Genomic DNA, 25211 nt, shown 5'->3' on the forward strand with positions numbered 1-25211 from the left:
ATTCCTTTTACTCTGTTACATACATATGGGTTTTAGATAAAAATTGGCTCGTTAATGCCTTAGGGGATTGACCAACAGGGAAGATTGGGTCAGGAATATCTTCTGTGATCAATTCAAATTCTTTCGGTTTATCTCGCTCTGTTTCAATAGATGGAATCGCAGCAAGTAATTTTTTCGTATATGAATGTTGGGTGTTCTCAAATATTTCAGAACGAGTCCCTAGTTCAACAAGTTGTCCTTTTGTTAATACAGCTACTCGATGACATACTCGTTCAATAACCGCCATATCATGAGAAATAAAAATAAATGAAATTCCAAATTCATTTTGTAGCTCAAGCATTAAATTTAAAACCGTTGCTTGAACAGACACATCTAATGCAGAGACGGATTCATCAGCAACAATAATCTTCGGCTTCATCGTTAAAGCTCGTGCTATATTTACTCTTTGAAGCATACCGCCAGAAAACTCATGGGGATAATGACGATAAAGATCTCGGTCAATCCCAACTCTTTCTAATAATGCTTTCGCTCGTTCTTCACGCTCGGCTCTTGGTAACTCAGGCATATGGATCAAAAATGGTTCTTCAACACATTCGCCTATTGTCATTCGAGGATTTAATGATGCTAATGGATCTTGAAAAATAAAAGAAATGTCTTTTTTAATCAGTTTAAATTGGTCTTTCTTGGGTGATAATAGATCAATATCTTGATAATAAAGCTCGCCTTCAGCTTCATCTAATAGACCTAAAATAGCATTACCAATTGTTGATTTCCCAGAACCAGATTCACCAACAATACCTAATGTTTCACCTTGCCAAAGATCAAAACTAACATCACTCACAGCATGAACTTGATGTGTCACTTTGCCAAAAAAACTATGTTTTCTTGGGAAGATAACATGCAAATTATTAACAGTTAAAAGGGGTGGTTTTGAATAATCAACGCGCTTACCAGGGATCTCAGCAACATTGCCACCTCGCCCTGCTAATTCTTCTTCCATAGTTAAGACAGGAAAAGAGTAAGGTACATCCCTACCTTTCATTGCCCCTAAACGTGGCGCTGCTTTTAATAATGCTTTTGTATAATCATGTTGTGGATCATGAAATATTTGGTTTAATTCACCGGTTTCTAATACTTCACCCTTATACATAACAACAACACGATCTGCGACTTCATGAACAACTCCCATGTCATGAGTAATAAAGATCACGCCCATACCAAGCTCTTTCTGCAAACCTTTGACCAAAGCCAGTATTTGGGCCTGAATAGTTACATCTAGCGCCGTTGTTGGTTCATCTGCAATAAGTAACTTTGGTTTGCAGGCTAATGCCATTGCGATCATCACTCGTTGTCTCATACCACCAGAAAGTTGATGAGGATAAACATCAAGTACTTGTCGTCCAGAGGGGACTCGAACTAAATCAAGCATTCTTGCCGCTTCTTCTCTAGATTCTGAGACTGATTTATTTTGATGGATTAAGATTGTTTCAGCAATTTGTTGTCCAACTGTCATCAATGGGTTCAAAGAGGTCATTGGATCCTGAAAAATCATTGATATCTCATCACCACGGATTTGTCGAATACTCGATTTATCAGCAGTAAGCATATCTAAATTATCGTCATTAAGTTTAGAGTCATGAAGATAAATAGAACCTTGATTTTCTGCTTTATCACCAAGTAAACCCATAATAGCTTTACTCATTACAGACTTACCAGAGCCTGACTCACCAACAACAGCTAGGATTTCATTTTTAGAAACATGTAAATTAATATTCTTTAATACGTGTTTTTTATCTTGTAACGTCTGAAAAGAGACATTGAGGTTATTTATCTGAATTAACTCGCTCATTACCCATTCCTTGGATTTTATTATTATTTGTAAATTGCAGTTGTAATGCTTTCACCCTCTTTTACTGCAGCTCGATACATTCCTTCACTATTAAATGGCATCGTGATATTTCCATCAAAGTCGACGGCGATAATCCCACCAGTTCCATCATTTTCTAACAACTCACCCATAACAACATGATTGGCAGCTTTTTCTAATGACTCACCAAGGTACTTCATTCGGGCATCAATTTCACAACCGACAGTAAAACGTATAAAAATTTCACCGTGGCCTGTTGCTGAAATAGCACAAGTTCGATTATCAGCAAATGTTCCACTCCCGATAACAGGACTATCTCCAACTCGTCCAGGCTCTTTGGCTGTCATTCCGCCTGTCGATGTTGCTGCGGCTAAATTACCCGCTTTATCAAGTGCAACAGCCCCTACCGTTCCATGACGAACAGCAGGATCATCTGATATTTTGCCTTCTTCTTTTAAACGAAGAGCTTCTTGAAGTGCATTCCAGCGAGCATCAGTATGAAAGTAGGATTTATCTTTGAAAGGTAGATTATGCGTTTTACATAACTCTTCTGCTTGATTAGAAACAAAAAATACATGCGGACTTTTTTCTAAAACGAGCTGTGCAGCTTTAATCGGATTTTGGGGGCCACAAATACCGGCAACTGCACCTACATTACGATGTTTACCATCCATAATGGCAGCATCCATTTCATGGTCACCTTTTGAGGTAAACACAGAACCACGACCCGCATTAAAAATTGGATTGTTCTCAAGTGAACAAACAGCAGCAGCAACGGCATCAACAGCTGAACCATTACTCTTTAAAATCACTTCACCAGCATCGATCGCATCCCGCAGACCTTGATGGTACATTTTTTCTTGTTCTGATGTGATATTTGCCTTTTGGATGGCACCGGCACCACCATGAATTGCTATTGAATACATCCGTTTCCTCATAGCTTATTGTAATTATAATACAAACAAACTAATAACTTACTTGCGCCATGTCAACCACAACCAACACACAAGCTAGAAACAAAGCGATAATAAAAAACAAATAAAACAGAATATTCAATATATTATATCGAATAAATCAGATTAACAGGTGAAATCATTAAGGAAAACCTCAGGTGAAAGAGTTTAACACCATTCCAACCATAGCTTATAATTTAACCATAATTAACAACTATAAACCAAGTTTAATCAGTAAAGCCATATTGTTGACTGCTTTATAAGTAAATAATGGGTGAAAGATTCACTAGTAAAATTACAACAAAATTTGGTAAGGATTAGAAAAATCAGAATCGCTTAGTTGCCTAAGATTAACACGCCAAATTCCCCATCGAATATAACACTTTTAAAAAGGCATAATAGATTCAATAAAGTGAATGGATTAAAGTGCTTTTTCAGGAGAATAAAAAAGACTTTTTCCATAACAGATAATGACTATACCTAAAATTATTGGCGTTGCTAGCCGGCGGCAAGTGAGTGAAGCCCCATAAGTATAGGTGTACTCTATGATAGGGGCGATCCAGTACCGCCAACAACCTAGCGACTTCAAGTATGAAGGGTATATAGCCAATTTAAAGTAAGACTAGAGTCAGGTCCACCCTCAAAAATTTCAAAGGAGATACTTTCATTTTTTTCTCTTGGTAACCATGATGAAAGGCGATGATACTTCTCAATTAATGCTTGATTTGAATATGGATCACTTGGGTCACCTTTTGCAGAAAATAAAGGGGTTTCAATCATTGTTCCATCAATAAGCATAACGTCAATTCTCGCTAAGCATTCAAGTGGAAAACGAGCGGTAATCGCCTTATCTTCAACAATCTTTATCTTTTTCGCCAAATTCAATAAATCATCCCGTTGATAATTCACCTCTAGCATATGCTCAGGGTTGATCGCTTTCTCACTTAACCAAACCGCGACAGCATATGGAATAGAATACATCCCTTCTATTGGGTTATTAATTTCTGTTCGATTTAATAGCGTTGCTTTATCAAAAGAATAAACGGTAATTTGTTCAATATCCTGAATGACAATCTCAGGATGGATGGAAGAGATTGCTTCGATAACGGGGTGAGCGAAGCGGCAACATGCAAACATCTTAAAATAGCATTGGGTTATTTCATATTGCACCTCAAAAGAGGAAGAGAGGAGGATGGGTTTCATTGCAGTAAGCCCCAGTTGAGCTTGCTCTATACACTGTTTAGCCAATATTGGTGCGTAAGCCATTCCTTCTTTCATCTCAGAAGGTGTCGCTAATGAGTAGTCTTGAGGAGCTTGAAACGCATAATAATCACAAAATCCCAGCGCATGACTGATCTCAGTTTTATCTAATTTCATCAAATAGCATAATGCAGCAACAGCTCCAGAGGTACTCCACGCACCCGACCCTTTTCTTGGCCCACCAGCTTCTCGCATTCTTACTGCCGTTTTAACCGCAACCTCATAACCAATAACAAGACTGGTATACACTTCACTCATATCAAGATGATGTTTTTTAGCATATTGTAAAACAGTCGGAATAATCACCCCCCTGGATGACCTTGAGCTTTTCGGTGACCATCATCTATATCAAAATAGGTTGCAGCTTGAACATTCAAAAACAGCGCCCACTTATCTTGTTCATATTGACTCAATGATATATTTTTTTCTGCTACTTTTTGTTCTAAACGTTTAATCGGTTCTTGATTTAAACCCGCATTCATCGCACCTAAACAATCCAACAAACAACGCTTTGCACTTTCAATAGCAGCTTCGGGTAATTGCTCAAATGTCGTATTTTTTATAAAAGAGATAATATCCATATTCTTTTCCTTAAATGAATAAAAAAAAGACCAGAGGTCATCCGCTCTGGTCTTTTTTTAATTATGCATGATTTCGTTACACTGAATCAAAGCATCACATTAACAATAATTAGGTTCTTGCCGTAACACGTTTTTCTGCTTTTTCTCGAGTCGCAAAACTCACAGAGAAATAGACAATTGCAGAAGCAAAGATACCCCAAGCGATACCTGGTAATTGGGTTAATAGTTCAAAGTGTTTACAGCTAAATGAAGTCACAACACCCGCAATCATCCCAGAAATCGCACCTTGTCTTGTGCCGCCATCCCAAAAACGTCCCGCATATAATGGGATCAGTAGACCTGACGCCGTTAACATTGATCCCATTAATAGAATCGAGAAGACAGAAGGGGCAAATAAACCAATAGATAGACCAATACAACCAACAATCATGACCGCAAGTTTTGTGAATCGAATAATCTCTTTGTCTGTTGCTTCTGGCTTATAGACTTTTTGATAAATATCACGAGTTAAAGATGATACGGTACTATGCAATGCAGAATCGGCAGTAGAGACAATCGCAGCAGCAATCGCGCCTAGCATAATAATAGATAACCATTCAGGTAATAACTCAACCAATGCCCATGTCATTGCCGCTTCTTTATCACCCAGTTCTGGGTTCATGGTATAGATACTCATGCCTAATAACGCAGCCCAAATACCCATAAAAACTGACGCAACAGATTTTAAAATCATACTATTACGGGCAATTTTGTCTGTTTTTGACGCATAAATACGCTGATGATAGATCTGAGAAACTAATTGACCAGGAATCAAGGTTAATATCCATCCCCATACAATAACCGCACCCGGCGCCATAACGGTTAAATTAGCTTCAGGAACCGTTGCAAAAACTGTTTCTAAACCACCCGCTTCAGATATTGCCAATGGCAGAACAACAACAACGGCAATTAGCATTAAACCTAGCTGTGCAACATCCGTATAAGCAACCGCTAAAATGCCGCCGCCCATGGTATACAGCATAACAACCACTGCACAGATAAGAATACCGACTTCTGTTGGCATTCCTGTTAATACGTTTAATAATTTACCAGCAGCAACAGGTTGTGCAACCCACCAGCTCATCGTCAACATCATAGAGATAGTAGAACCAACAGTACGTAATACCTTAGACTCACCATATTGATGCGTTAACCAGTCAGTCGTGGTATAAAAGTCTTGTTGTCTTAACCAGCGAGCAACAAAAATAGCTAAGCCAACACCGCCAATAAAGATCCCTGTCATATAGCCAAGCTCAGCAAAGCCCCATTTATAACCGATACCGACATGAGCAATCATCATACCGCCACCAAAGGCTGAAGCACACTGTGTTGCCGTGACGGTTAATAAGCCAAAATTACGACCACCAACTAAAAAATCTTTACTCGTTTTTAGTTTCTTTGAAGAGAGATAACCGATATAAAGCATCCCCAACATAAAAAATCCAATAACAATTAATGGTTTCCACTGTATTGCATCCATATTAACTCCTTTTAATATTTGGTTTCTGACATCTCTTTAAATGTCACGGGGACGATTGGCGTCCTAATTTTATAATACTCAACTTCACTTATAGGTTGATTATTCATCGCGGCAGAAAAAAGCATTAATGCATTACCACATTGACGCCCCTGACATGCACCCATTCCACAACGGGTATCAACTTTCAAATCATTTAATGACGTAGACCCTGTCAAAAAAGACTGTTTTATATCTTTAATTTTTACAGCTTCACATTTACACATTACCGTGTCATCTGGCAATGTGGTGATTTGTGAAGGTGGAATTTTAAACAATGCTTCAAGAAATGGTCTGATCGCAACATCAGATCTCAGCTGCTTCTCTGTTTCTCTTTTTAACTCACTATCTTGTAAAATAGTTGCCATTGCGACTTGGGCATTTAATTGTGCCGCTTTTGCACCGGAGATCCCTTGCGCATCCCCAATGACATACGTTGCTTTTCTTGTTGACAAGAACTGCTCATTTAAAACAGGACGATGACACATTTGTGATGCATCCCATTGTGTTTTTAATCCTAAAGCATGACAAATATTAATGTTTGGGATAACCCCAAAATGCACCATGACATGAGAAGCCGTTAATGTCTGTTTTTTGATTGAACGAAAAGAGATCGTTTCAACTTGATCAGCGCCTGATACCGTTAAATCTTTCGCAAAATAATAACGTTTAATCCCTGCTTTATATAAATTTGCTTTGAGCTTGAAGCCCTTTAGCATATAACGCCATCCTTTTAACGCAGATAACGTAGAAGACAAAGCAGAGATATAATTTCTCGACACTGTAGTATCAATAATCGCTTTAGGAGGATAACCTGCCTGTACGTATTGATTCGCTAATACGTCCAACAATGGTCCTGAACCCACTAAAACAACATCTTCAACTAACGTTCCAGCATCTTTTAATAAGATTTGTCCTGCACCCGCAGTCAATACACCAGGTAGTTCCCAACCAGAGAATGGAACCGTTCTTTCAATCGCCCCCGTCGCTAAAATCAAGGTTTGATAATGGACAACTTGAGTAACCCCTTCTTTGGTAAAGAATACTTCTTGTTCATCAGAGACATTCCAAACCGAACTTTGGTTATAGAACATAATATCACTGTTTAAAAATTCAATAACCAGTGATTCTCCTGACCAATAATCTTCACCTAAGATATTTTTATCTGTTAATGGGGTTTTGCTTAACGATCGAAATATTTGCCCCCCTGGTGTTGCTTGTTCATCAATAACCGCAACAGATAAACCTTTTTTCTGGCCGTTAATGCCGCCATCATTCCAGAAGGGCCTGCACCGATAATGACAATATCAAACAGCTTGGTCATATTGATCTCCTGTTTTGATCATCATTCCACTTTTGACAGGCAACATACACGAACGTTGGTTTTTCTTACCATCAATATCCACAAGGCATGAGTAACAAACACCCATTAAACAGTAAGGTGCAACTCGACGTCCTTTCAGGATATGAGCAGAAGATCGGAACAGTTTCACCTCTAGTAATGCCGCGGCAAGACTTTGGTTTTCATTCACCAAATAAATTTGCTCATCGACATTTATCTCAATTTTGGTTTGTTGAACTAATTTAATAAAACTCAAAACCGATCTCCTCTAAAAGCATAAAATGACTCAGGTAACTCACCGGCAATAATATGTTCAGCCAACTCATTGGCATGAAATGCAGCTAATGTGATCCCGCTATGGCAAGAGACATTAAAGACTCCTTTGACCTGTTTTGATTGTTCATAAATTGGAATCGTATCTGGCGTCATCACTCGCAAAGCACCCCATGCTCGATTCACCGATTGCTGAGACAGCATTGGAAAGATCTTCATTGAACGAGTCGATATTTTTTGTAGATGTTCCATGGTTGTTTCTGTTTTTAAGCCAACATCTTCATGGGAATCACCACAAATAATCGTTCCTTCTTCTGTTTGACGAACCTGTAAACTTGGAAAATCCAAAACTTTTGGTAATCGTTGAGAAACTAGGATTTGACCTTTTATTGCTTTTAGCGGTGTTTCAATATCAACACATTGAGATAATTCGGTATTACTTAAACCTGCTGAGATAATCACTTTATCCGCACTAAAACGCTCTTTATCGCTGACAACCTGCACCCCATGATCCAATGATTGAATATCATGGACTTTATGACCATATTTGATCTGGCCACCTTTTTTAATCAAGGCATGTTTTAATGCATAAACCAGTTTTAGTGGATCACAAGTTGCATCATGGCGACAAAAAGAGGCCGAATACACTTCATCTCCAAGTTCAGGCATGAGTGTTTTTAACTTTTCACCTGATAGCATTTCAAAGTCAATTTGTTGCTGAGAGTCAGAATAAATCGATTCAAGTCGTTCAATTCTATTTTTATGTGCGTCTTGATCAAAAAGAAAATAAAGTCCACCGCGATTATCATAATCAACGGATAAATCAGTTTCTGTTTCTAAATCCTGCCTAAATGCATCCCATTGCTGACAGGATTGGAATGTAATACGCGCATAATCTTGCTTCTCAAAGCCTTTACCTTGACACCAAACTAACCCAAAATTACCTCTTGATGCTTTAAATCCTTCTGCACCTTCATCTAATATTGTAACGCTTTCCCCACGACTAACTAGCCCATAGCCAATCGCTAAGCCTACAACACCAGCACCGATAATTATTATATTTGACACGGCTTCCTCCTTGAAAGTTACACGCAATATACACACCGTTTACATAACTGTAAAATATGTTTATATTATGAAATCATAATAAAAAGGAATGAACTTATGATTAAGCCCGAATTACTCACCCTCTTTTGCGCAGTAATAGAAAACAAAAACATCACAAAATCTGCAGAAAAAATGGGGTTATCACAACCAAGAGCGAGTAAAATGTTAACTCAATTAGATGACATATTAGGGTTTCAATCATTCAAGCGAGTAAAAAGACGGCTTCAACCTACTGCTGATGGCAAATTATTCTATCAATATGCTAAAGAAACCCTTTATTCTCTTGAACAATTGGATAATAAAGCCAAACAAATAAAGCTTGCCGATAAAAATAAAATTATCATTGCTGCCATGCCTTCTATCGCCAATGGTTTTCTTGTTGAAGTGATTGCAGAATTTACACAACAGCATCCAGATATAAAAATTCAATTAATATTGGAGAGTTCTCCAGAAGTCATCAACGCCGTCAAAAAAGGCACTGTTGATATTGGAATTGCAATGAGAGTGCCAAGTGCAGCGGCTTATTATTTAGAGCATATTAAAGCAGAAAAGGTTGCTATTATCCCAAAACAGCACCCATTAGAAGATCAAGATATATTAAGTTGCCAACAATTAATCAAGTATCCATTTGTTTATATTGGTGTCACACCGATGAATAAGGTTTCTGAGGATGAGCTCTTTAACTTCTTTAAAAAACTCCCCGAAATCTCGTTTCATACTTCAACTCACACGGTAGGTTGCCACTTTGTTGCGAATAATATGGGCTGTGCCATCATTGATCCTTATACCGCGAAATCTAACTATCCACTTGGTTATTCAATTAAAGAATTAAAAGAAGATATCCCTTTTCATTTCTCAATTTTATCATCAAATATATCTTATGATTCAGAAATAAAATCAACCTTTTTTCACTTTTTGAAGACAAAGTGTGCTTCCATTTAGCATCTTTGACTCAGTTAAGCGCTCTCAATTTAAAAAGTCCTAATTTCCAGTCTATTTGAAAGTAAATGCATATTGATATTTTTTTATTCTTTGCGATAGTTTAGTAGTCAATTAAATGTGCAACATCTGATTGATTATTTAAGGGAATAAACTCTCTATTATTTAGAATAGTGTTATTAAGGACAATCATTAACTGATATGAAAATACAAACATTATTACTTCTCTCTTTTTTCTCAACGATGACTGTTGCTCAAGACTCATTATTTCCGATATGGGGAGATGAAGCTGAAAAACGAGGGTATACCTTACCTAAACCTTATGGTCTCTCTTTTTCTTATATGGATATTAATGATTCCATTACCGTCAATAGCCATCAAGCTAAAAGGCAGCCCTCTTTTAGAATCATTAAATATCGGCGCTGACCAAGCCAGCTTTAAAGGCTATAACTTAACGGCTCGGGGTGATGTTTGGATATTTCCTTTTTTAAATGTTTATGGAATTATCGGGTACACCAATGGATCAACTGAAGCGAAAATTGATTCAATTTCATGCACCGGCAGTTTTATTTGTGATTTAATTGGTGAAATCAATCTACCTGATGGCGCCAAATTTTCATTAGATTTAAATGGGGGCACTTATGGCATTGGAACGACAGTTGCGGGTGGTGTTGGTAATTGGTTTGGATTAGTTGACTTAAATTATACCTACACAAGTATTGATGCTATCGATGGAGATATCAAAACCTTTATCGTTGCACCAAGGGTGGGTTATCGTTGGGAGTTTGACGCTGGACGTGAATTAGGTCTCTTTGCTGGAGCAATGTACCAAGATGTTCAGCAACGTTTGACAGGAGATATAGCAAGCCTAGGACTCCCTGATGAGTTAATGAGTATCATTGGGGACGATGCCAGCTTTGATGTTGATCAGAGTAGTGATGAAGAATGGAATACCATTTTAGGTCTCCAATATAGCTTTAATCGCGATTGGAATATCTTAATGGAAGCGGGTTTTGGTCAACGACAAACTTATTTTCTCGCACTAAATCGACGGTTTTAAGTTATAGGTAATATTCTGATAAGGTAAAAAAGAATAATGGATTATTCAGACATAGTTAAGTTATTACAACTACTAAATAGTATGGGATTTTGGGATATTATTACCATTGCCTTAGCCTTATTTGCCGGTTGGTATTACTTATTTAGAAAAGCCAAGCTTCGAGATGTCTCGGTCCATATCACTTACTATATTGGTGCATCTAATCCATTATGGCCAAATGTGTTAAATTTTGAAGTAAGAAATTTAATGCATGTTCCTGTTGTTATCACTAATCCACTCTTTCATTTTTCAAATCATTTAAAAAGTGGCAATAATGCACACGGTAATACATCGACAGGAGATTATGAGATAAAGTTCAGGCCTATCGATTCTCAAGGTCATGTTATCAAAGGCAAGAGCTATACAACTTATTTATTAAATCATCGTGATTGCATGTTTGCTTACGTTCCGATTGACGATAATTTAAGTGAACGTGAATTTTTATCCATTAGTGAGTCGGTTAATCCGTCATGGTATCAACAAGTATTTAAAAGTTGGAAAACAAAACCATTGGGTTATTTACAATTTGATGCCGTTATTTTAGAAAAAGCGGAGCCTCGAGTGATCAAATTACGAGTTCCTGTTTTAATGCCAAAACGACACCCTTGTGATCCCCCTGTGGGTCGTGGTGCTATGCCAAAACAGGATAATGTCGATCCTAAAAATAGGTAATGCTGATTATTCTTTGAACTATTCTATTAAAGATGACGCTGGCACTTTTACTATCTCAATGCATCAAAACTAAACTCATAATTATTACCGCGATAAAAACTAATACCAACTTCAAAAGCGACATCATTATCAAAATAACCAATGACCTCTTCCTTAATTATGGGTGTTTTTTTTGATATATTTAATTCTTTTGCTATATGCTCGACTGGGTGAACAGCACTCATGACTTTTCGATTTCTGGCGATATGCAGACCAGTATACGCTTCAATTAATGCATATTTTGATTTCAATAAGTCATCAAACTGTAAGTTAGAAAAGAAATAAAATCTTCCCATTAATTTTTAGATGTCTACTTATTTTAAAATATTTGATAGTACAAAGAATAGGTCCTAACCTTTTAATGAAACGACACAGTAATTATTGTAATCCTACATTGAATATTAGGTGGAACCATGTATAAATTTCTTTTTGCTATTTTTATCTTATTAATCTCTGCTTGTTCTTCTCATTCATATGACCATCAGACTAACACATTTACCTCTAATTGTTTTTTTGACGATTTATCACCGGATGAAACTGGTTTGTCATTTCAAGTTAAAGGCAATGATGCTTATATCTCTGGTGTAATTTGTTCAGATTCTCTCGACGTTTATGAAGATTTAATCGAAGCTAACCCTCATATAAATCGTTTCATTTTTGTCAATGTCCCTGGCTCCATTGATGATGAAGTGAACCTAGCATTAAGTAAAGAAATAAGAAAACAAGGTATCAATTCACTGATGAAAAGTAATGGAATGGTTGCATCTGGAGGCACAGATCTTTTCTTAGCAGGAAATCAAAGAACAATTGAACAAGGCGCTTTAATTGGTATTCATGAATGGGCAAGCAATGATGATATAAGAGGGAGTAAGCTTTCTCGATCAGCTCCTCTTGATGCCAACCACCTTATGTACATTAATTATTATGCTTTTATCGGCCTAGACCAACCCGAAGAGTTTTACTTCTTTACTCTAGATTCAGCACCGGCGGATGATATTTATTATATGACAACAGAAGAAATTGAACAATTTGGTATTGCTAATGTAATCAATCAATAAACACTATTTTCGAAGAATATACTTAACTTATAATAAGTTTATCATTTAGTGAGAGTAGATATTAGATTTTTTACGTTTAACCTTAAGAAAGATGATTAAATTTCATAAGGTATCAATGTCATGTTTAAAATTAAATACTCAGCTATATTATTACTATTATTATCAGCTAACAGTTATTCTGTTACAACGACATATACTGACAGCGTGATAGTTCAAGGGTCTTTGTGTGCTGGTTCTAATAGTTGTGGTAGTAATGAAAATTTTGATTATGATACTTTACGAATTAAAGCTGATGATCCCATTTTACGTTTAAATGACACGTCTGCCTCTGCATCTTTTCCTTCAAATGATTGGGCTATCGGGGCAGTATCTGATGATTCAGCATCAAGTTCATCTGTATTCTACATTGAAGATGCCAGTGCTTCATCGAAAGTATTACAAATATCAACATCATCATCAGGAGGAGGGGTTGCTTTAGGCTCAGGATCTACCTTAGTTGATGGTGCAGTCTCTATTGGCTCAACCGGCGATGAACGACGAATCGTCAATGTTGCTGATGGAACCGCTGATAGTGATGCCGTAACAAAGTCACAATTAGATGCCGCTATAAGTTCTTTAACCTCACAGTTAAATACTTTAATCACTGAAGTTGATGGGTTATAGGTGTCGCATGAATAAAAACATATATAATATCTTGCCGCTTATATTCTTTTCTGGAAATGCGTTATCAACGGCTACTGTTCTCGATGATACTGTTATTGTTCAAGGTGAACTCTGTGTCGGCTATGATTGTTCTAATGGTATGGATTTCAATCAATCAGCACTCATGCTCTCAGAAAATAATGTCCGTTTGACTTTTTTTGATACCGATGTATCAACAGAACTTGGAAAAGTATGGTCCATAGAAGTCAATGATTCAATTAATAGTGGTAATGATTATTTACGGTTTATCACTCGTTCAGAAATAAAAAATACACCGTTATTAAGTGATGGAACTGCAAAAGAAATAATTTGTGATATACCTATCTCAATTGCTGATTATTATGCTGGAAATTATTATACAGATACTCTTATTCCAGCTGGTGAGCCTATTCAATCTATCGATTATAGTGTTGCTCCTATTTATTCAGCAGGAGATACAATGATTACCTACTCTTGTGATAGTGGTATCACAACAGAAAATGTATATAATTACCAATACTCAATGAAGCTCTCAACCGCATCGAATGGTGGTATATCATTTTCAAATGAAGAGTCTATCACTGATAATGTATTAACCATTGGTACATCAAGCCTAAAACAACAAATTAAAAACATTGCGAACGCCATAAACCTTCAAGACGTCGTTACCAAATCAGATTTGGACAGTGCAGTTTTAACTATTCAAAATCAAATTGACGACATTAGTAACAAGGTTAATGCTTACAAAGTCATTAAAGATTATGCATTGAGTCTAAGCTCTACAGAACCTGACTCTTCTACACAAATATTTGCGGTAAAAAGGGAACGATATTAAGGAATTATGATCAGATCATTAGAACTCACTTTTTTATGGTCTTAATATGTCACTTTTTAACACTGAACAATGGGCGGCTAATCATTTTGCAAATACAGAGCTAGGTGATAAACGCAGAACTGATAGACTTAAACAAGTCGCTTCTCAGTTAGCGTCTGCGGCTGGCAAGTCTCTCGCACGGACGTGCGAGGGAGATGAATCTAAATTAGAAGGAGCTTATCGCTTGATCCGGAATGAAAATGTCAGCGCGTCCGTCATTAGAGCCAATGGGTTTAATTGTACCGCTCAATTGGCCGCCGATGTCCCAGAAATACTGGCTCTAGAAGACACAACATCATTAAGCTATCGACACAGTGTTGCTCCTCAATTGGGCAAGCTCGGTAAGGAAACAGATACCTCTCGTGGTTGGTGGGTTCATTCTGTGATGTTGCTTGATAGTTCGACTTCAAAGACCTTGGGGTTAATACATCAAGACTGGTGGTGCCGACCAAATGACCCAAATGATGCTGACGAAAAAGAAAGTGGTAAATGGGCAGACGCTTCTCATTTTACTCGGCAGAGGCTTAAAACTCATATGTCACGTGTTATATCCGTCTGTGACAGAGAAGCAGACATAATGAGCTATCTCGCTGATAAACAATCACATGCCGAACGTTTTGTGGTTAGAGCTAAGCACTCAAGAAAACTCATTGATGAGAGCAAGCTATTTGCGCATATGGACAGTCAACCAATGACTGGCGGATATACCGTGGCTATACCTCAAAAAGGGATGAAAGATGCTCGCGGTAAGACGAAAAACAGAGTATCTCGCACAGCAAATTTAACGCTAAAAGCTAGCTCTGTCACCGTTAAGTTTAATGGGCAAGAGCACATTCTTAATGCGGTATATGCACAAGAGTCAGGAACGACACAAGAAAACGAGAAGCTCTCTTGGTTACTTTTGACGAGTGAGCCGATAGATACGCTAGAGCAACAGCTCCATATTATTGATATTTATACAACTCGATGGCGTATTGAGGACTTTCATAAAGCCTGGAAAACAGGTGCTGGTGTAGAAAGATTACGCATGACCTCCCCCGATAATTTAGAGCGAGCAGCCTCAATCCTAGCGTTTGTGGGCATTCGGTTGCTCCAACTTCGAGAAATTATGACTCTATCTTTGTACCTGCGAAAAAAAGGGAAGAGAGAAGAGGCTGAAGAACTAGAGAAGCAGAGTTGCCACCATGTATTAGAAAAAGATGAGTGGCGCATTTTAATGCAACACTACAAGCCCAGAGGACACAAAGGAAAAAATGCCCCGAGCTTGAAGTGGGCGTATCAATCCATAGCAAAACTTGGTGGTTTCACAGATACTAAAAGGACAGGAATGGCAAGTTGGACAACGATTTGGGAGGGTTGGGATAAGCTGCAATCGCAAGTTCAAGGCTACCGAGTGGCCAAGGCGATCTTTGAAGCGGAAGGATCGCTATGAGATCTGATCAAGAGACAGCTACAGAACCGAGTGTTTCTGACTATGGCTATATTGGTGTAATCGGCGTAACTAGCACGAATTTATCAACAATTAATGACCGAATTAGATCTGCAGGTTTTAATTCATCGACTGGAATATATCAATTAAGTTATAAAGTGAATACCGCTTTAAGTGAAGAGCGGATTTTAACTTACGCAAATAATGCACAAGAAACAGCACCTACCTATGATGACTATCAATACTTAAATTATACTATTTTGACTGAAGATGAAGCGAATATGTACAATCAAGTACTATCAAATTACAGCACCTCTCTGTCAACAATCTCAGATTTAAAATCTATTATTGATGCATATAATCAAGTCGCTATTGATATAAATGCGGGTTTAGTAAGTAGTAATTTAGTCAGTCACTTAAACCTAATGGGCTTTAGTTACGTTTCTAGTGATAATATTGCAACTATATTTGCTGATGTCCTAAGCAATAATATCACACCAGAAAATATTGATGGATTATATACAACCATTATAGCCAAAGAAGAGAATTTAATTACTCTTAAAATCAATGCCTATTCTCTTGATGATACGCAACCATCGCCTTCATCGGCAGAGTATACCTACTTAGGGTTTCCTGATCTGTCACAAGGTGACATTGATTTCAATAACTCATTATTTACTTCAAATTTAATAACTCTAACGACATTTGCTCAAATAAAGTCAACCGTCACTGCTCATAACCAACTTATCAATGCCATTAATACCAACACGGTTAATAATACATCAGTAAACGATATATCTTCTTTTGGCTTTACTTATATAGATAATGATAACGTGACTGAGCTAATTTCTTTATTGCATACCAATGATTATAGTAATGATGCATCAGGAGGGAACTTTCAGACGCTTTTTGACGATATAAAAACCTTTGAAAGATCGGTAGTGACCCAAATATTCCAAGACTACGCCAATGATGTCAGTGAAATAGCACCAACAATAACAGATTATCAATATTTAGGTTATAGTGAACTAACACAAGCTCAGGTTGATGTTTTCAATGTCAATCTTGCAGATGATCCCGTTGATTTCACAAATAAAATATTTATATTCAACACCGTAAAAAATGAATTAAACCAATTAATAATTTCCGGTTCAACAGTAAATAACCTGAATAGTTTAGGTTTTAATTTTATCAATGACGTAAATATTCAATATCTTTATGACCAATTTGAAGTATCTAACTCAACAATTGACAGTTTTATTAGCTTAAATCTATTTTTACAAGACTTTAATGCAGATATCACTGGCGTTACAAACTCATTAATAAACTTTGGAGATGGTAGTGGCTCCACTCCAACAATCAATGATTATCGTTATTTAGGCATCGATAATTTAGAACAAGGAGACATTGAAGATACCAATCAATTTATGGATACCTTTAATGTCAAATTTATTAATAGAGACCAGATCAAACAATTAGTAAATAGTTTTAAAGATATTAATGATGCTATTTCTACGGGAAATATCTCAAATGAGCTGATTGAATCCTTACATCTTCTTGGATTTTATAATATTAATGAAAGTAATGTTAATGGCATAATCCAAGAAATCATTTCAAATGAAGGTGCTTCACTAACTGTTCCAGAGTTATTAAACCAAATAGCCTCATTAAACTCAGAACAAGATGAAGCTGAGCTCGTTAGCTATCAAGCTATTGATGGCTACCTGCAATATGCTGCTGTGTATGTCGATAGAAACAATGATGGGGTAGCTGATTCAGATGAGTATTTTACTATAACTAATGAAGACGGCGGCTTTGAACTGTTATCTGACGATAGTGCATATGGTGTTCTGGTTAAAACTGTAGATGGTCAAACAATTGATTCTGACTATCCCGACACGGTTATTGATTATAACTTAGAGCTTTATGCGCAATCTGGTTTATCTGAAGTCACACCCTTTACCACACTCGCTTATTTATGTGATCTAACCTTCTCAGAACTCGCCGATCAACTTGATTTACCTATTGAAACAATTAATGGTGATTATGTCTCTGAAGCTAATACAGATATTAGTACTAGTGATCAGTTCAAAGCAGCTGTGATTGGACGATCCTTGCGATTTCTATTTGAGGAAGAACTCAGTCAGAATCACTGCGAAACCTTGAGTGATAATGTTGATTTACTGGTTAATGCTGTTGATAACTACTCTGGAACAACAGATTTAAGAACACTCGTTCTTGAGTATGATGGTACTACCTTTGTTGAATCTGAGATTGCTGCCAATTACGAAATCACATCTAACTCAGACAATAGTAATAAATCTGGTGGTAGTGTGAACATACTATTCTTAGTTTTATTATTTAGCCATGTACTATTCAGAGTTAGAACTAAATATAGTAAGCGTTCTTGCGTTTGAATAGAATAGCCAATAAATAATTAGTCCTGTTCATCTGGAACTATAGGACTAAATTGTAATATCAGCATGCGTACTTAAACAAGCCGAACACACTAACTTACACCGTAGTGATGTTCGGCTCTGTATCTCTATAGCGGTTTTTAGTTAATTTTAATTACTTAGTAAGGGCAACTAAAGTTAATATTTGCTAAGTTATCGTTGTCATTATTTCAATGTAATATTCTTTAATGCATTAAATAATGCTAATTTATCCGATTCTTTTAAATACTTTACGTTAATCGTCTCTTCAAATTGAGTCCAATCTTGCTCATCAATTTTATGCCCAGATTGAAGATAGCCGGCTGTTTCTTGATTAATCTTATTTCCTAACATTAATAGTGCTGGACGTACTTCTGTTTTTAAGTCTCTTGGTGTGTGCTTTAATGGTTGGCTCAGTAAATCGGCTCTATAACGATATTGAATCGCTTTCGCTGCTGAAATCTGTGCGGCAAAAAAGTCTTTTACACTATCCTTATTTAAGCCGCTATGTTGTGCAGACTCACTGGCCTTCTCTATAACAACACTTTCTCGCGCACGATCCTCTATCGCAATATTATGTTGGGTTTTATAAGCCCCGACATCTTCCATATAACTTAATCGTTCGTTAATAGTTTTAAATAAATCCAAAGGTTCAGCATCTTGTGCCATTGATGAAAAAGAAACTAACGTTATTAATAGTAATACTAGTTTTCTCATAATATTGTACTCACTCCATGAATAAAAAAATAGAATCAATAGAATAATGATATTCAAACCAATGTAAACAACTTGCGCAGCATAACCCTAACAATTGGCACATTATATTTACACCAATAAGATTGGAGAATATTAAATGTGCAACTGGAATAGTATGGGCGACTAATCGATAAATAGTGCCCAACAAATATTAATGTACTATATTATTGAGATTAGCAGGCGATAGCATGGTCAGGTTAATATATTGATTTATATGTTAAAATTAGCAGTTACGTTCTGATTCATTGGGTATTAAATCGTCATTCTATCGATCTGGTCTAACGTTGCGGTAATATCTAATAATCTGTTCATCGATATCCACTTTTGCTTTAAAAAATGATGCATAACCAAGTTCAGGCATCCATTCACTTTTATAACGTCGAAAAAACCTCGACATTGGATTATTATACTAAGAGTTTTCTTTCCTCAATAAACTTTGTTTCATTTTAAATCTCCAGCATAATTGCTAGTATATTGACGACCTTGATCCAAATGAAAAAGAACACCTCTAGACTCACCTCGGCTTTGATAAGCCATATTTAATGCCTATAAACTAAGTTCCTACCAGAAAAGTAGCTCAATGCTCAACCAATAGGTTTTCTTTCAAAAAAACGATAATTACCGAAAAACAAACTCAGTGTTCACCCGTCCAGACAGACGTTATATCACCATACCAAATGTTGTTTGGTCTAACGACGTTAAACTATCTATCAAGTAAATATTGGATTGAAATATGTTCTCGATTGTTTCGAGCGTACTTATATTTTGATCGGTGGCAACTTATTCAGTTTAATTTATTCATGATCTTACTGACGTTGTAACGACTCTGTCCAACGATTCTATTTAACAATATCGTTGAAACCGCTCAAGCACCATCAGGCTCTTTGCTTAGTTATATATTTCACGAACATTATCAAGACGTGTAATTTACTCAATGTTTAACTTTTTATCTTTTTTTCTAATAATGATAAAGGCTTCTGTTTACAGAAAGTACTTCATATAATAGTGTGATGAAATAGCTCTGAACAAGACAGAGAATTGACTTTAATCGTCTAGAAAGTTTGTCTGAAGCAGATCGCTTGATTTTATCTCTAACTCCAATCGCTTTTCAAGCTCTTTAATTTTTACTTATTTAGGCATTGAAGATTGAGATTTAAGCCTGACTCCTTTACGTTCACGTTGAAACTGTCGAACCAATTTATCAAATGCAGAATTGCTTACCCTCATAATTTGGGCTTCTTCAGCTACACTCTCCCCCCTTTGCTCAACAACTAATTTGGCACTCTAAAGTTTAAATTCAAGGGTGTTTTTATTTGTCATTTTAGTCACCATAGTCAATGAGTTTGAGACAATTATAACACCTCAAACTCATTGACTAAATTAACTTACCACTACAAAGTAACTACACTCGTCAGTCTTTTCTATTAAATAGTATTAATATACTCCACACTCTTTTTCAAAGTAGATTTAATCACATCAATATTAATTGGTTTTTTTTCTATAATAGGCAGAGCATCTGTACCTCTATGCATTCTTAAAGGTATTTCTAAACTATATGGCAAATTTTTCTCTTTAATTTTGCGTATTAGATCTCTATAGGTAATTTCTCCATTACCTACAGATACAAAATAAACTTCTTGATCTCTAAAAAGCGTATCTTTGATATGAAAATGGCGACAATAAGGTAAACTCTCAATACCTAAACTTGTTGGATCAAGCTCTGTTGACATTGACACAACGTTACCAGGATCAAAGTTAAGTGCAACTGCAGAATTATTAATTAATGCCAACAATTCTAATCCATCATCGAGTGTTGTAAATAAATTATAATTTTCATCACCACCATTTTCTAAACAGATAAGACGTCCCTGACTTTTAGCATAAGCACCTAATATTTTAAGGTTATCAATAATACGTACTTTATCAGTTAAACGTCCAGTGCATGTATTTAAGTAGGGGATATTCAAATAAGCAGCAAAATCAATACGTCGTTTAAATTGTTCAATGGCATCATCACTGCCTAAATTCATCGTACAGCCCAATGCACTGATATTTAAATCGAATTCTGATGCCATTTTACGTAATTTATCTGCATTTTGTTGTGTGAAATAACTATTTAGCCTGTTTGAAACGTAACCTTGGTTAAATGCAAACTCAACATTCTTAACACCTAGCTCTGCTATAATAGACAACCCTACTTCCATTGGGTACCCATCAAAAATGGCTGTATTTATTGCTAGCTTTTCCATGACTTTCTCCAGAGGATAAAACAGCATTGATTAATCAATGCTGTTCATTCATTATTTAATCATATAAGATTTAGCCATATTTACTGTCAAATTAAATGCATTCTCTAAAGCCAAATCTGAAGCTATATTTTGACCATAAATGTCAAATGCAGAACCATGATTAGCAGTAGCAATTGGGATTGGAATTCCACCTTGAACAGTAACACCTCGATCAAACCCCATCATTTTTAATGCAGTCGCACCTTGATCATGGTACATGGAAACAACCGAATCTAGTTTTTGCTTCTGTACAGCCCACATTGTTGTATCAGCAGGAAATGGTCCATAAGCTGCAATTCCTGCCGCTTTTGCTTTTTCAATCGCAGGAGCAATGATGACTTGCTCTTCATCACCAAACAATCCATTTTCACCACCATGAGGATTCAACGCTTGAACTGCAATTTTTGGTGTTTCTTTACCTGCTGATCGTAATGTCTTATGCATCAATTCAATCGTCTCAAAAACTGAATCAATAGTTAAATTTTCAATGATATTCTTAAACGGGATATGGGATGTGACACGTCCAGCCCAAATATCATCCACTACATTAATTTCACAGCCAAAACCATTAAAATCTGTCAATTCAGAAAACCAAGAAAGCTCATCTCTATGCTGAAGTCCGGCAAGGTGCATCGCTTGCTTATTTAGTGGTGCAAAACAAATTCCATGAGTTTTCTTAGCAAGGGTTAGGTCAACTGCAATTCGCAAGGTTTCTAATGCGTATGCGCCACCTTGTTCAGTTACAGCAGCATATTCAATCGGTGTTAAATTTGATGACTTAAACTTAAGTAATACCGGTTTATTATCAACAAAACTTAACCCATCAATCTCATTTTGATCAGTAATAACGTTATACTCAAAACTTGAAGAAGCAATATCCATCCCTCTTCTTAATTCATTTTCATCAGCAATAATGAGAATATTTGCTTTTTTTCTTACTTCCGGTTTACTTAAAATTTTGGCTGAAACTTCAGGCCCAATTCCAGATGGATCACCTAGAATAAATGCAATAGTTGGTTTTATCATAATCCCTTCTTATACCCTTTCATTTTGAAAAAGGGAGTACTTAGTTAGCTCCCTTGGACGATATAAAATTACTTTTTCATCTCATCAGCTTGCTCATACATGAAAGTATAAGCTTGTTGCATATCCATATTTACAGGCTGTAACATGAATTTACTGATATAATTTTCTTTCCATTCAGGACTATTTGCCACTTGAACTAAAACTTCAGACCAATATTCAGCAGCTTCTTTTGGCATATTCTTTGGACCTACTACACCACGCCAAATATTATAAGAAATATCATATCCTTTTTCTTTTAGTGTTGGGGTATCAAATGGTTCAGTAAATCGCACTTCACCTGTAGAAACTAAAGGTACTAGCTCCCCACTTGTTACCAAGTCTAAAGATGCGGCAGGTTTAGCAATTGCGATATCAACATGGCCACCAAGCAGTAACGTCAGTGCTTCTGCCGTAGAATTCGAACGAATATACTCTACGTTACCACCAACTTTATTTTTTAAATCTGTATAAATCGCTTCATCATCAGACTTAGAACCACCAACCATGATTCTTTCATCAGTTTTCATTGCCGAAAGCAGTTGATCTATGTTTTTATAACCTGAATCTGAACGCGTTAAAATAACTTGGCTATCAGAAGCTAAAACGGCTAGAGGAGTAAAGTTCTCAATTTGCCCTCCTTCAACTTCAATATAAGGTTTCAAATCACCATAATTAAATGTTAAAAGTACATGACCTTTACTGCGCTTCATTGCGACATCTCTGCGCCCAATCGCTCCTCCACCGTCAGTTTTATAGTTGACGATGATATTTTCATCAACCAACCCTTTGTTCTTGATAATTTCTAAAGCTGATTGAGTGAAAATAGATGTACCGCCGCCCGCACTTGAAGTATTTACCCATTCAATGTTTTTTGAAGGTTCCCAATCATTTGCAAATACTGGAGAAGCACATGCGACAAGTAAAATTGCCAATTTATTTAATTTTTTCATTTTAACCTCTATAGGACTTGTTGTTTTTGATGATTATTAAAAAATAATTTTTTGATAATTGGATATAAAATAATTAAGAATAAAAATGTCATTAATACTAATGAAATTGGTTTTTGGAAAAATATTAAAGGATCACCTTCTGAAATCAATAACGCTCTACGAATATTAACTTCTAACGTTGGAGCTAATACAAATGCAAGAAGTAATGGTGCAATAGGATAGTCATTCTTTTTAAGGAAAAACCCAATAACACCAGAAACTAACATTACAATGATTCCAAAATAGGAATTACTTGAGCAATATGCGCCAACAATACAAATAACAGTGATGATTGGAATCATTATTTCAACTGGCACTTTTAATATTTTCACCAAAAAAGGAATAATTGAAAGTGCAACTAATAGCGTAATGATATTTGCTAGATATAATGAAGCAATTACTCCCCAAGTGAAATCTGGCTCATTGGTAAATAACAATGGACCCGGGTTCAGTCCATACATTAATAAACCACCGAGTAATACAGCACCTGTACCTGAGCCTGGAATACCTAATGAAAGTAATGGTGCAAACGCAGATGCAGCAGCAGAATTATTTGCAGCTTCTGCAGCAGAGACACCTTCCATAGCGCCTTCGCCCATTTGTTCACTATTTTTACCCACCTTCTTTTCTATCATATAGCCAAGAAATGAGCCTGTTGTCGCTCCAGCCCCTGGTAGAACACCAACAGATGTTCCAAGTAAACTAGAACGAATACTTACAGGAATAATACGTTTTATTTCTTTCATTGTTAATAAACTATCTTTAATAGAAAGCTTAGTTTCAATGTGATGTTTATTCTTTCTTATCTCCATCATATCCATTACCTGAGAAAAACCGAACATACCAATAACCAACGGTATAAATGGAACCCCACCTAATAAATACAAAGAATCAAAGTGATATCTTGGTGTACCAACAATAATATCAAAACCAATTGTCGCAATTAATATACCTAATAAAGTAGTAATAACACCTTTAGTTGGACTGTCTCCCATTAACCAGCTTAATGACGTCATTGCCACCATTAGCAAAGCCGCCATTTCTACAGGTCCAAATTTCAAACCAAATCGAGCCATGGCTGGCCCAAGCAAGGTTAAAAATATAATCCCAACAGTTCCGCCGATGAATGATGATATATTAGCTGTAAACAGAGCCTTGCCGGCTTTACCATTTTTTGCCATTTTATTACCATCAAGGGCTGTCATTACAGCTGGGCTATCGCCTGGAATATTCAACAAAATAGCACTATAAGATCCACCATACATATTTGAATAATACACCGCAGATAACATAATAATTCCAGTAACAGGCTCAAACTGAAAAGTAATAGGTAGTAATAGAGCTACACCGGCCAAAGAACCAATACCTGGCATAGCACCAACCATTAATCCTAAAAATGCACCGGCAATAGCAGCTAAAATATTTTGATAAGTTAATGCTGTTTGCATCCCACTCATTAATAAACTTAAAGTATCCATACATTCAAACTCCTACTCTAAAAACATACCGCGTGGGAATGGAACAGATAACCACATTTCAAAGATAAGAAATAAAATAACAACAGTGATAGCTGAAATTAATGTGGCTTTTTTAACATTAAATTTCTCAATTAGAATAAACCAACCACTAATAAAGACAAATAAAGCAATAAAAAATCCAGAAAAAAAGAAAGCAATAAGGAAAATATAGATCCAATGATTGGATAAAAACTTTCAAAACTGTAATCTGGATTTTTTACTTTAAAATCATTTTTAAACGAGAGAGTACTTAATCCAATGAGTAAAAAGCCAATAATCGAGGGAAAGAAACCACTACCAGGACTATTTCCACGCCAAAATGTTACCTCAAAAATCCCATAATAAGCCCAAACGCTACCAATAAGCATCAAGATGATTGGAATGGTTTTTTTTGTGTTTAATATATAATTCATAAGGTCCCTCTTATTTAAA

25 protein-coding genes are annotated in these 25211 nt (G+C 36.3%); 8 read left to right on the forward strand and 17 right to left on the reverse strand.

Annotated elements, in window-relative coordinates:
- Nucleotides 1–7 precede the first annotated feature (7 nt).
- The 9 genes from L0B53_RS15735 to L0B53_RS15775 form a co-directional block, all read right to left on the reverse strand.
- Nucleotides 8–1849, reverse strand: a complete 1842-nt coding sequence (locus L0B53_RS15735; protein WP_235060554.1) for an ABC transporter ATP-binding protein — start codon at nucleotides 1847–1849, stop codon at nucleotides 8–10.
- A gap of 23 nt (nucleotides 1850–1872) precedes the next feature.
- Nucleotides 1873–2793: an isoaspartyl peptidase/L-asparaginase family protein gene (locus L0B53_RS15740; RefSeq protein WP_235060555.1), complete on the reverse strand. Its 921-nt coding sequence runs from the start codon at nucleotides 2791–2793 to the stop codon at nucleotides 1873–1875.
- A 612-nt stretch (nucleotides 2794–3405) separates the two neighbouring features.
- Nucleotides 3406–4386, reverse strand: a complete 981-nt coding sequence (locus tag L0B53_RS15745) for an MmgE/PrpD family protein (RefSeq protein WP_235060556.1) — start codon at nucleotides 4384–4386, stop codon at nucleotides 3406–3408.
- Nucleotides 4383–4661 carry an MmgE/PrpD family protein gene (locus L0B53_RS15750; protein WP_235060557.1) on the reverse strand — a complete coding sequence of 93 codons (279 nt, stop codon included), beginning with the start codon at nucleotides 4659–4661 and terminating at the stop codon, nucleotides 4383–4385. Before L0B53_RS15750 ends, L0B53_RS15745 begins: the two co-directional genes overlap by 4 nt.
- 109 nt (nucleotides 4662–4770) lie before the next feature.
- Nucleotides 4771–6180 carry a sodium:solute symporter gene (locus L0B53_RS15755; RefSeq protein ID WP_235060558.1) on the reverse strand — a complete coding sequence of 470 codons (1410 nt, stop codon included), beginning with the start codon at nucleotides 6178–6180 and terminating at the stop codon, nucleotides 4771–4773.
- Nucleotides 6181–6191: 11 nt separating this feature from the next.
- Complete coding sequence (locus tag L0B53_RS15760; protein ID WP_311197324.1) at nucleotides 6192–7445, reverse strand: FAD-dependent oxidoreductase; 1254 nt, start codon at nucleotides 7443–7445, stop codon at nucleotides 6192–6194.
- Entirely contained in the window at nucleotides 7400–7540 is a 141-nt protein-coding gene (locus L0B53_RS15765) for an FAD-binding protein (RefSeq protein ID WP_235060559.1), read from the reverse strand. Before L0B53_RS15765 ends, L0B53_RS15760 begins: the two co-directional genes overlap by 46 nt.
- A complete protein-coding gene (locus L0B53_RS15770) occupies nucleotides 7524–7814 on the reverse strand; it encodes a (2Fe-2S)-binding protein (RefSeq protein WP_235060560.1) in 291 nt (96 codons plus the stop codon). The genes L0B53_RS15765 and L0B53_RS15770 overlap by 17 nt, the downstream gene beginning before the upstream one ends.
- Entirely contained in the window at nucleotides 7811–8899 is a 1089-nt protein-coding gene (locus L0B53_RS15775; protein ID WP_235060561.1) for an FAD-binding oxidoreductase, read from the reverse strand. The genes L0B53_RS15770 and L0B53_RS15775 overlap by 4 nt, the downstream gene beginning before the upstream one ends.
- A gap of 96 nt (nucleotides 8900–8995) precedes the next feature.
- On the opposite strand from L0B53_RS15775, the gene L0B53_RS15780 reads away from it, so the two are divergent.
- The 3 genes from L0B53_RS15780 to L0B53_RS15790 all read left to right on the forward strand — a co-directional run bounded on the left by L0B53_RS15780 (nucleotide 8996) and on the right by L0B53_RS15790 (nucleotide 11648).
- The gene (locus L0B53_RS15780) at nucleotides 8996–9880 is read left to right on the forward strand and encodes a LysR family transcriptional regulator (RefSeq protein WP_235060562.1); all 885 of its coding nucleotides are present in this window, start codon (nucleotides 8996–8998) and stop codon (nucleotides 9878–9880) included.
- A 349-nt stretch (nucleotides 9881–10229) separates the two neighbouring features.
- Nucleotides 10230–10937 (forward strand): hypothetical protein, encoded by a 708-nt coding sequence (locus L0B53_RS15785; protein ID WP_235060563.1) that lies wholly within the window; start codon nucleotides 10230–10232, stop codon nucleotides 10935–10937.
- Nucleotides 10938–10973: 36 nt separating this feature from the next.
- The gene (locus L0B53_RS15790) at nucleotides 10974–11648 is read left to right on the forward strand and encodes an IS66 family transposase (RefSeq protein ID WP_235060564.1); all 675 of its coding nucleotides are present in this window, start codon (nucleotides 10974–10976) and stop codon (nucleotides 11646–11648) included.
- A gap of 50 nt (nucleotides 11649–11698) precedes the next feature.
- On the opposite strand, the gene L0B53_RS15795 is transcribed toward L0B53_RS15790, so the two are convergent.
- A complete protein-coding gene (locus L0B53_RS15795) occupies nucleotides 11699–11983 on the reverse strand; it encodes a UTRA domain-containing protein (protein ID WP_235060565.1) in 285 nt (94 codons plus the stop codon).
- Between the two features lie 117 nt (nucleotides 11984–12100).
- Here L0B53_RS15795 and L0B53_RS15800 point away from each other — a divergent pair, with 117 nt between their 5' ends.
- From L0B53_RS15800 to L0B53_RS15820, 5 genes are all read left to right on the forward strand, one after another.
- On the forward strand, nucleotides 12101–12745 hold the full coding sequence (locus tag L0B53_RS15800) for an alpha/beta hydrolase (RefSeq protein WP_235060566.1): 645 nt from the start codon (nucleotides 12101–12103) through the stop codon (nucleotides 12743–12745).
- A gap of 120 nt (nucleotides 12746–12865) precedes the next feature.
- A complete protein-coding gene (locus L0B53_RS15805; RefSeq protein WP_235060567.1) occupies nucleotides 12866–13408 on the forward strand; it encodes a hypothetical protein in 543 nt (180 codons plus the stop codon).
- A gap of 7 nt (nucleotides 13409–13415) precedes the next feature.
- Complete coding sequence (locus L0B53_RS15810; RefSeq protein WP_235060568.1) at nucleotides 13416–14261, forward strand: hypothetical protein; 846 nt, start codon at nucleotides 13416–13418, stop codon at nucleotides 14259–14261.
- Nucleotides 14262–14307: 46 nt separating this feature from the next.
- Nucleotides 14308–15732, forward strand: a complete 1425-nt coding sequence (locus tag L0B53_RS15815) for an IS4 family transposase (protein WP_235059131.1) — start codon at nucleotides 14308–14310, stop codon at nucleotides 15730–15732.
- Entirely contained in the window at nucleotides 15729–18146 is a 2418-nt protein-coding gene (locus L0B53_RS15820) for a hypothetical protein (RefSeq protein WP_235060569.1), read from the forward strand. Before L0B53_RS15815 ends, L0B53_RS15820 begins: the two co-directional genes overlap by 4 nt.
- A 204-nt stretch (nucleotides 18147–18350) precedes the next feature.
- Here L0B53_RS15820 and L0B53_RS15825 read toward each other — a convergent pair whose 3' ends face one another.
- The 7 genes from L0B53_RS15825 to L0B53_RS15850 form a co-directional block, all read right to left on the reverse strand.
- On the reverse strand, nucleotides 18351–18881 hold the full coding sequence (locus L0B53_RS15825) for a chorismate mutase (RefSeq protein ID WP_235060570.1): 531 nt from the start codon (nucleotides 18879–18881) through the stop codon (nucleotides 18351–18353).
- A 1463-nt stretch (nucleotides 18882–20344) separates the two neighbouring features.
- On the reverse strand, nucleotides 20345–21169 hold the full coding sequence (locus tag L0B53_RS15830) for a sugar phosphate isomerase/epimerase (protein WP_235060571.1): 825 nt from the start codon (nucleotides 21167–21169) through the stop codon (nucleotides 20345–20347).
- A gap of 51 nt (nucleotides 21170–21220) precedes the next feature.
- A complete protein-coding gene (locus tag L0B53_RS15835; RefSeq protein WP_235060572.1) occupies nucleotides 21221–22234 on the reverse strand; it encodes a 4-hydroxythreonine-4-phosphate dehydrogenase PdxA in 1014 nt (337 codons plus the stop codon).
- Between the two features lie 68 nt (nucleotides 22235–22302).
- Nucleotides 22303–23223 (reverse strand): tripartite tricarboxylate transporter substrate binding protein, encoded by a 921-nt coding sequence (locus tag L0B53_RS15840; protein ID WP_235060573.1) that lies wholly within the window; start codon nucleotides 23221–23223, stop codon nucleotides 22303–22305.
- An 8-nt stretch (nucleotides 23224–23231) separates the two neighbouring features.
- Nucleotides 23232–24740 (reverse strand): tripartite tricarboxylate transporter permease, encoded by a 1509-nt coding sequence (locus L0B53_RS15845; protein ID WP_235060574.1) that lies wholly within the window; start codon nucleotides 24738–24740, stop codon nucleotides 23232–23234.
- 12 nt (nucleotides 24741–24752) lie between these two features.
- On the reverse strand, nucleotides 24753–24953 hold the full coding sequence (locus tag L0B53_RS19615; RefSeq protein ID WP_409202842.1) for a hypothetical protein: 201 nt from the start codon (nucleotides 24951–24953) through the stop codon (nucleotides 24753–24755).
- Nucleotides 24872–25192 carry a hypothetical protein gene (locus L0B53_RS15850; protein ID WP_235060575.1) on the reverse strand — a complete coding sequence of 107 codons (321 nt, stop codon included), beginning with the start codon at nucleotides 25190–25192 and terminating at the stop codon, nucleotides 24872–24874. The genes L0B53_RS19615 and L0B53_RS15850 overlap by 82 nt, the downstream gene beginning before the upstream one ends.
- Nucleotides 25193–25211: the final 19 nt, after the last annotated feature.

This window comes from Vibrio sp. SS-MA-C1-2, from assembly GCF_021513135.1.
Lineage (GTDB): Bacteria > Pseudomonadota > Gammaproteobacteria > Enterobacterales > Vibrionaceae.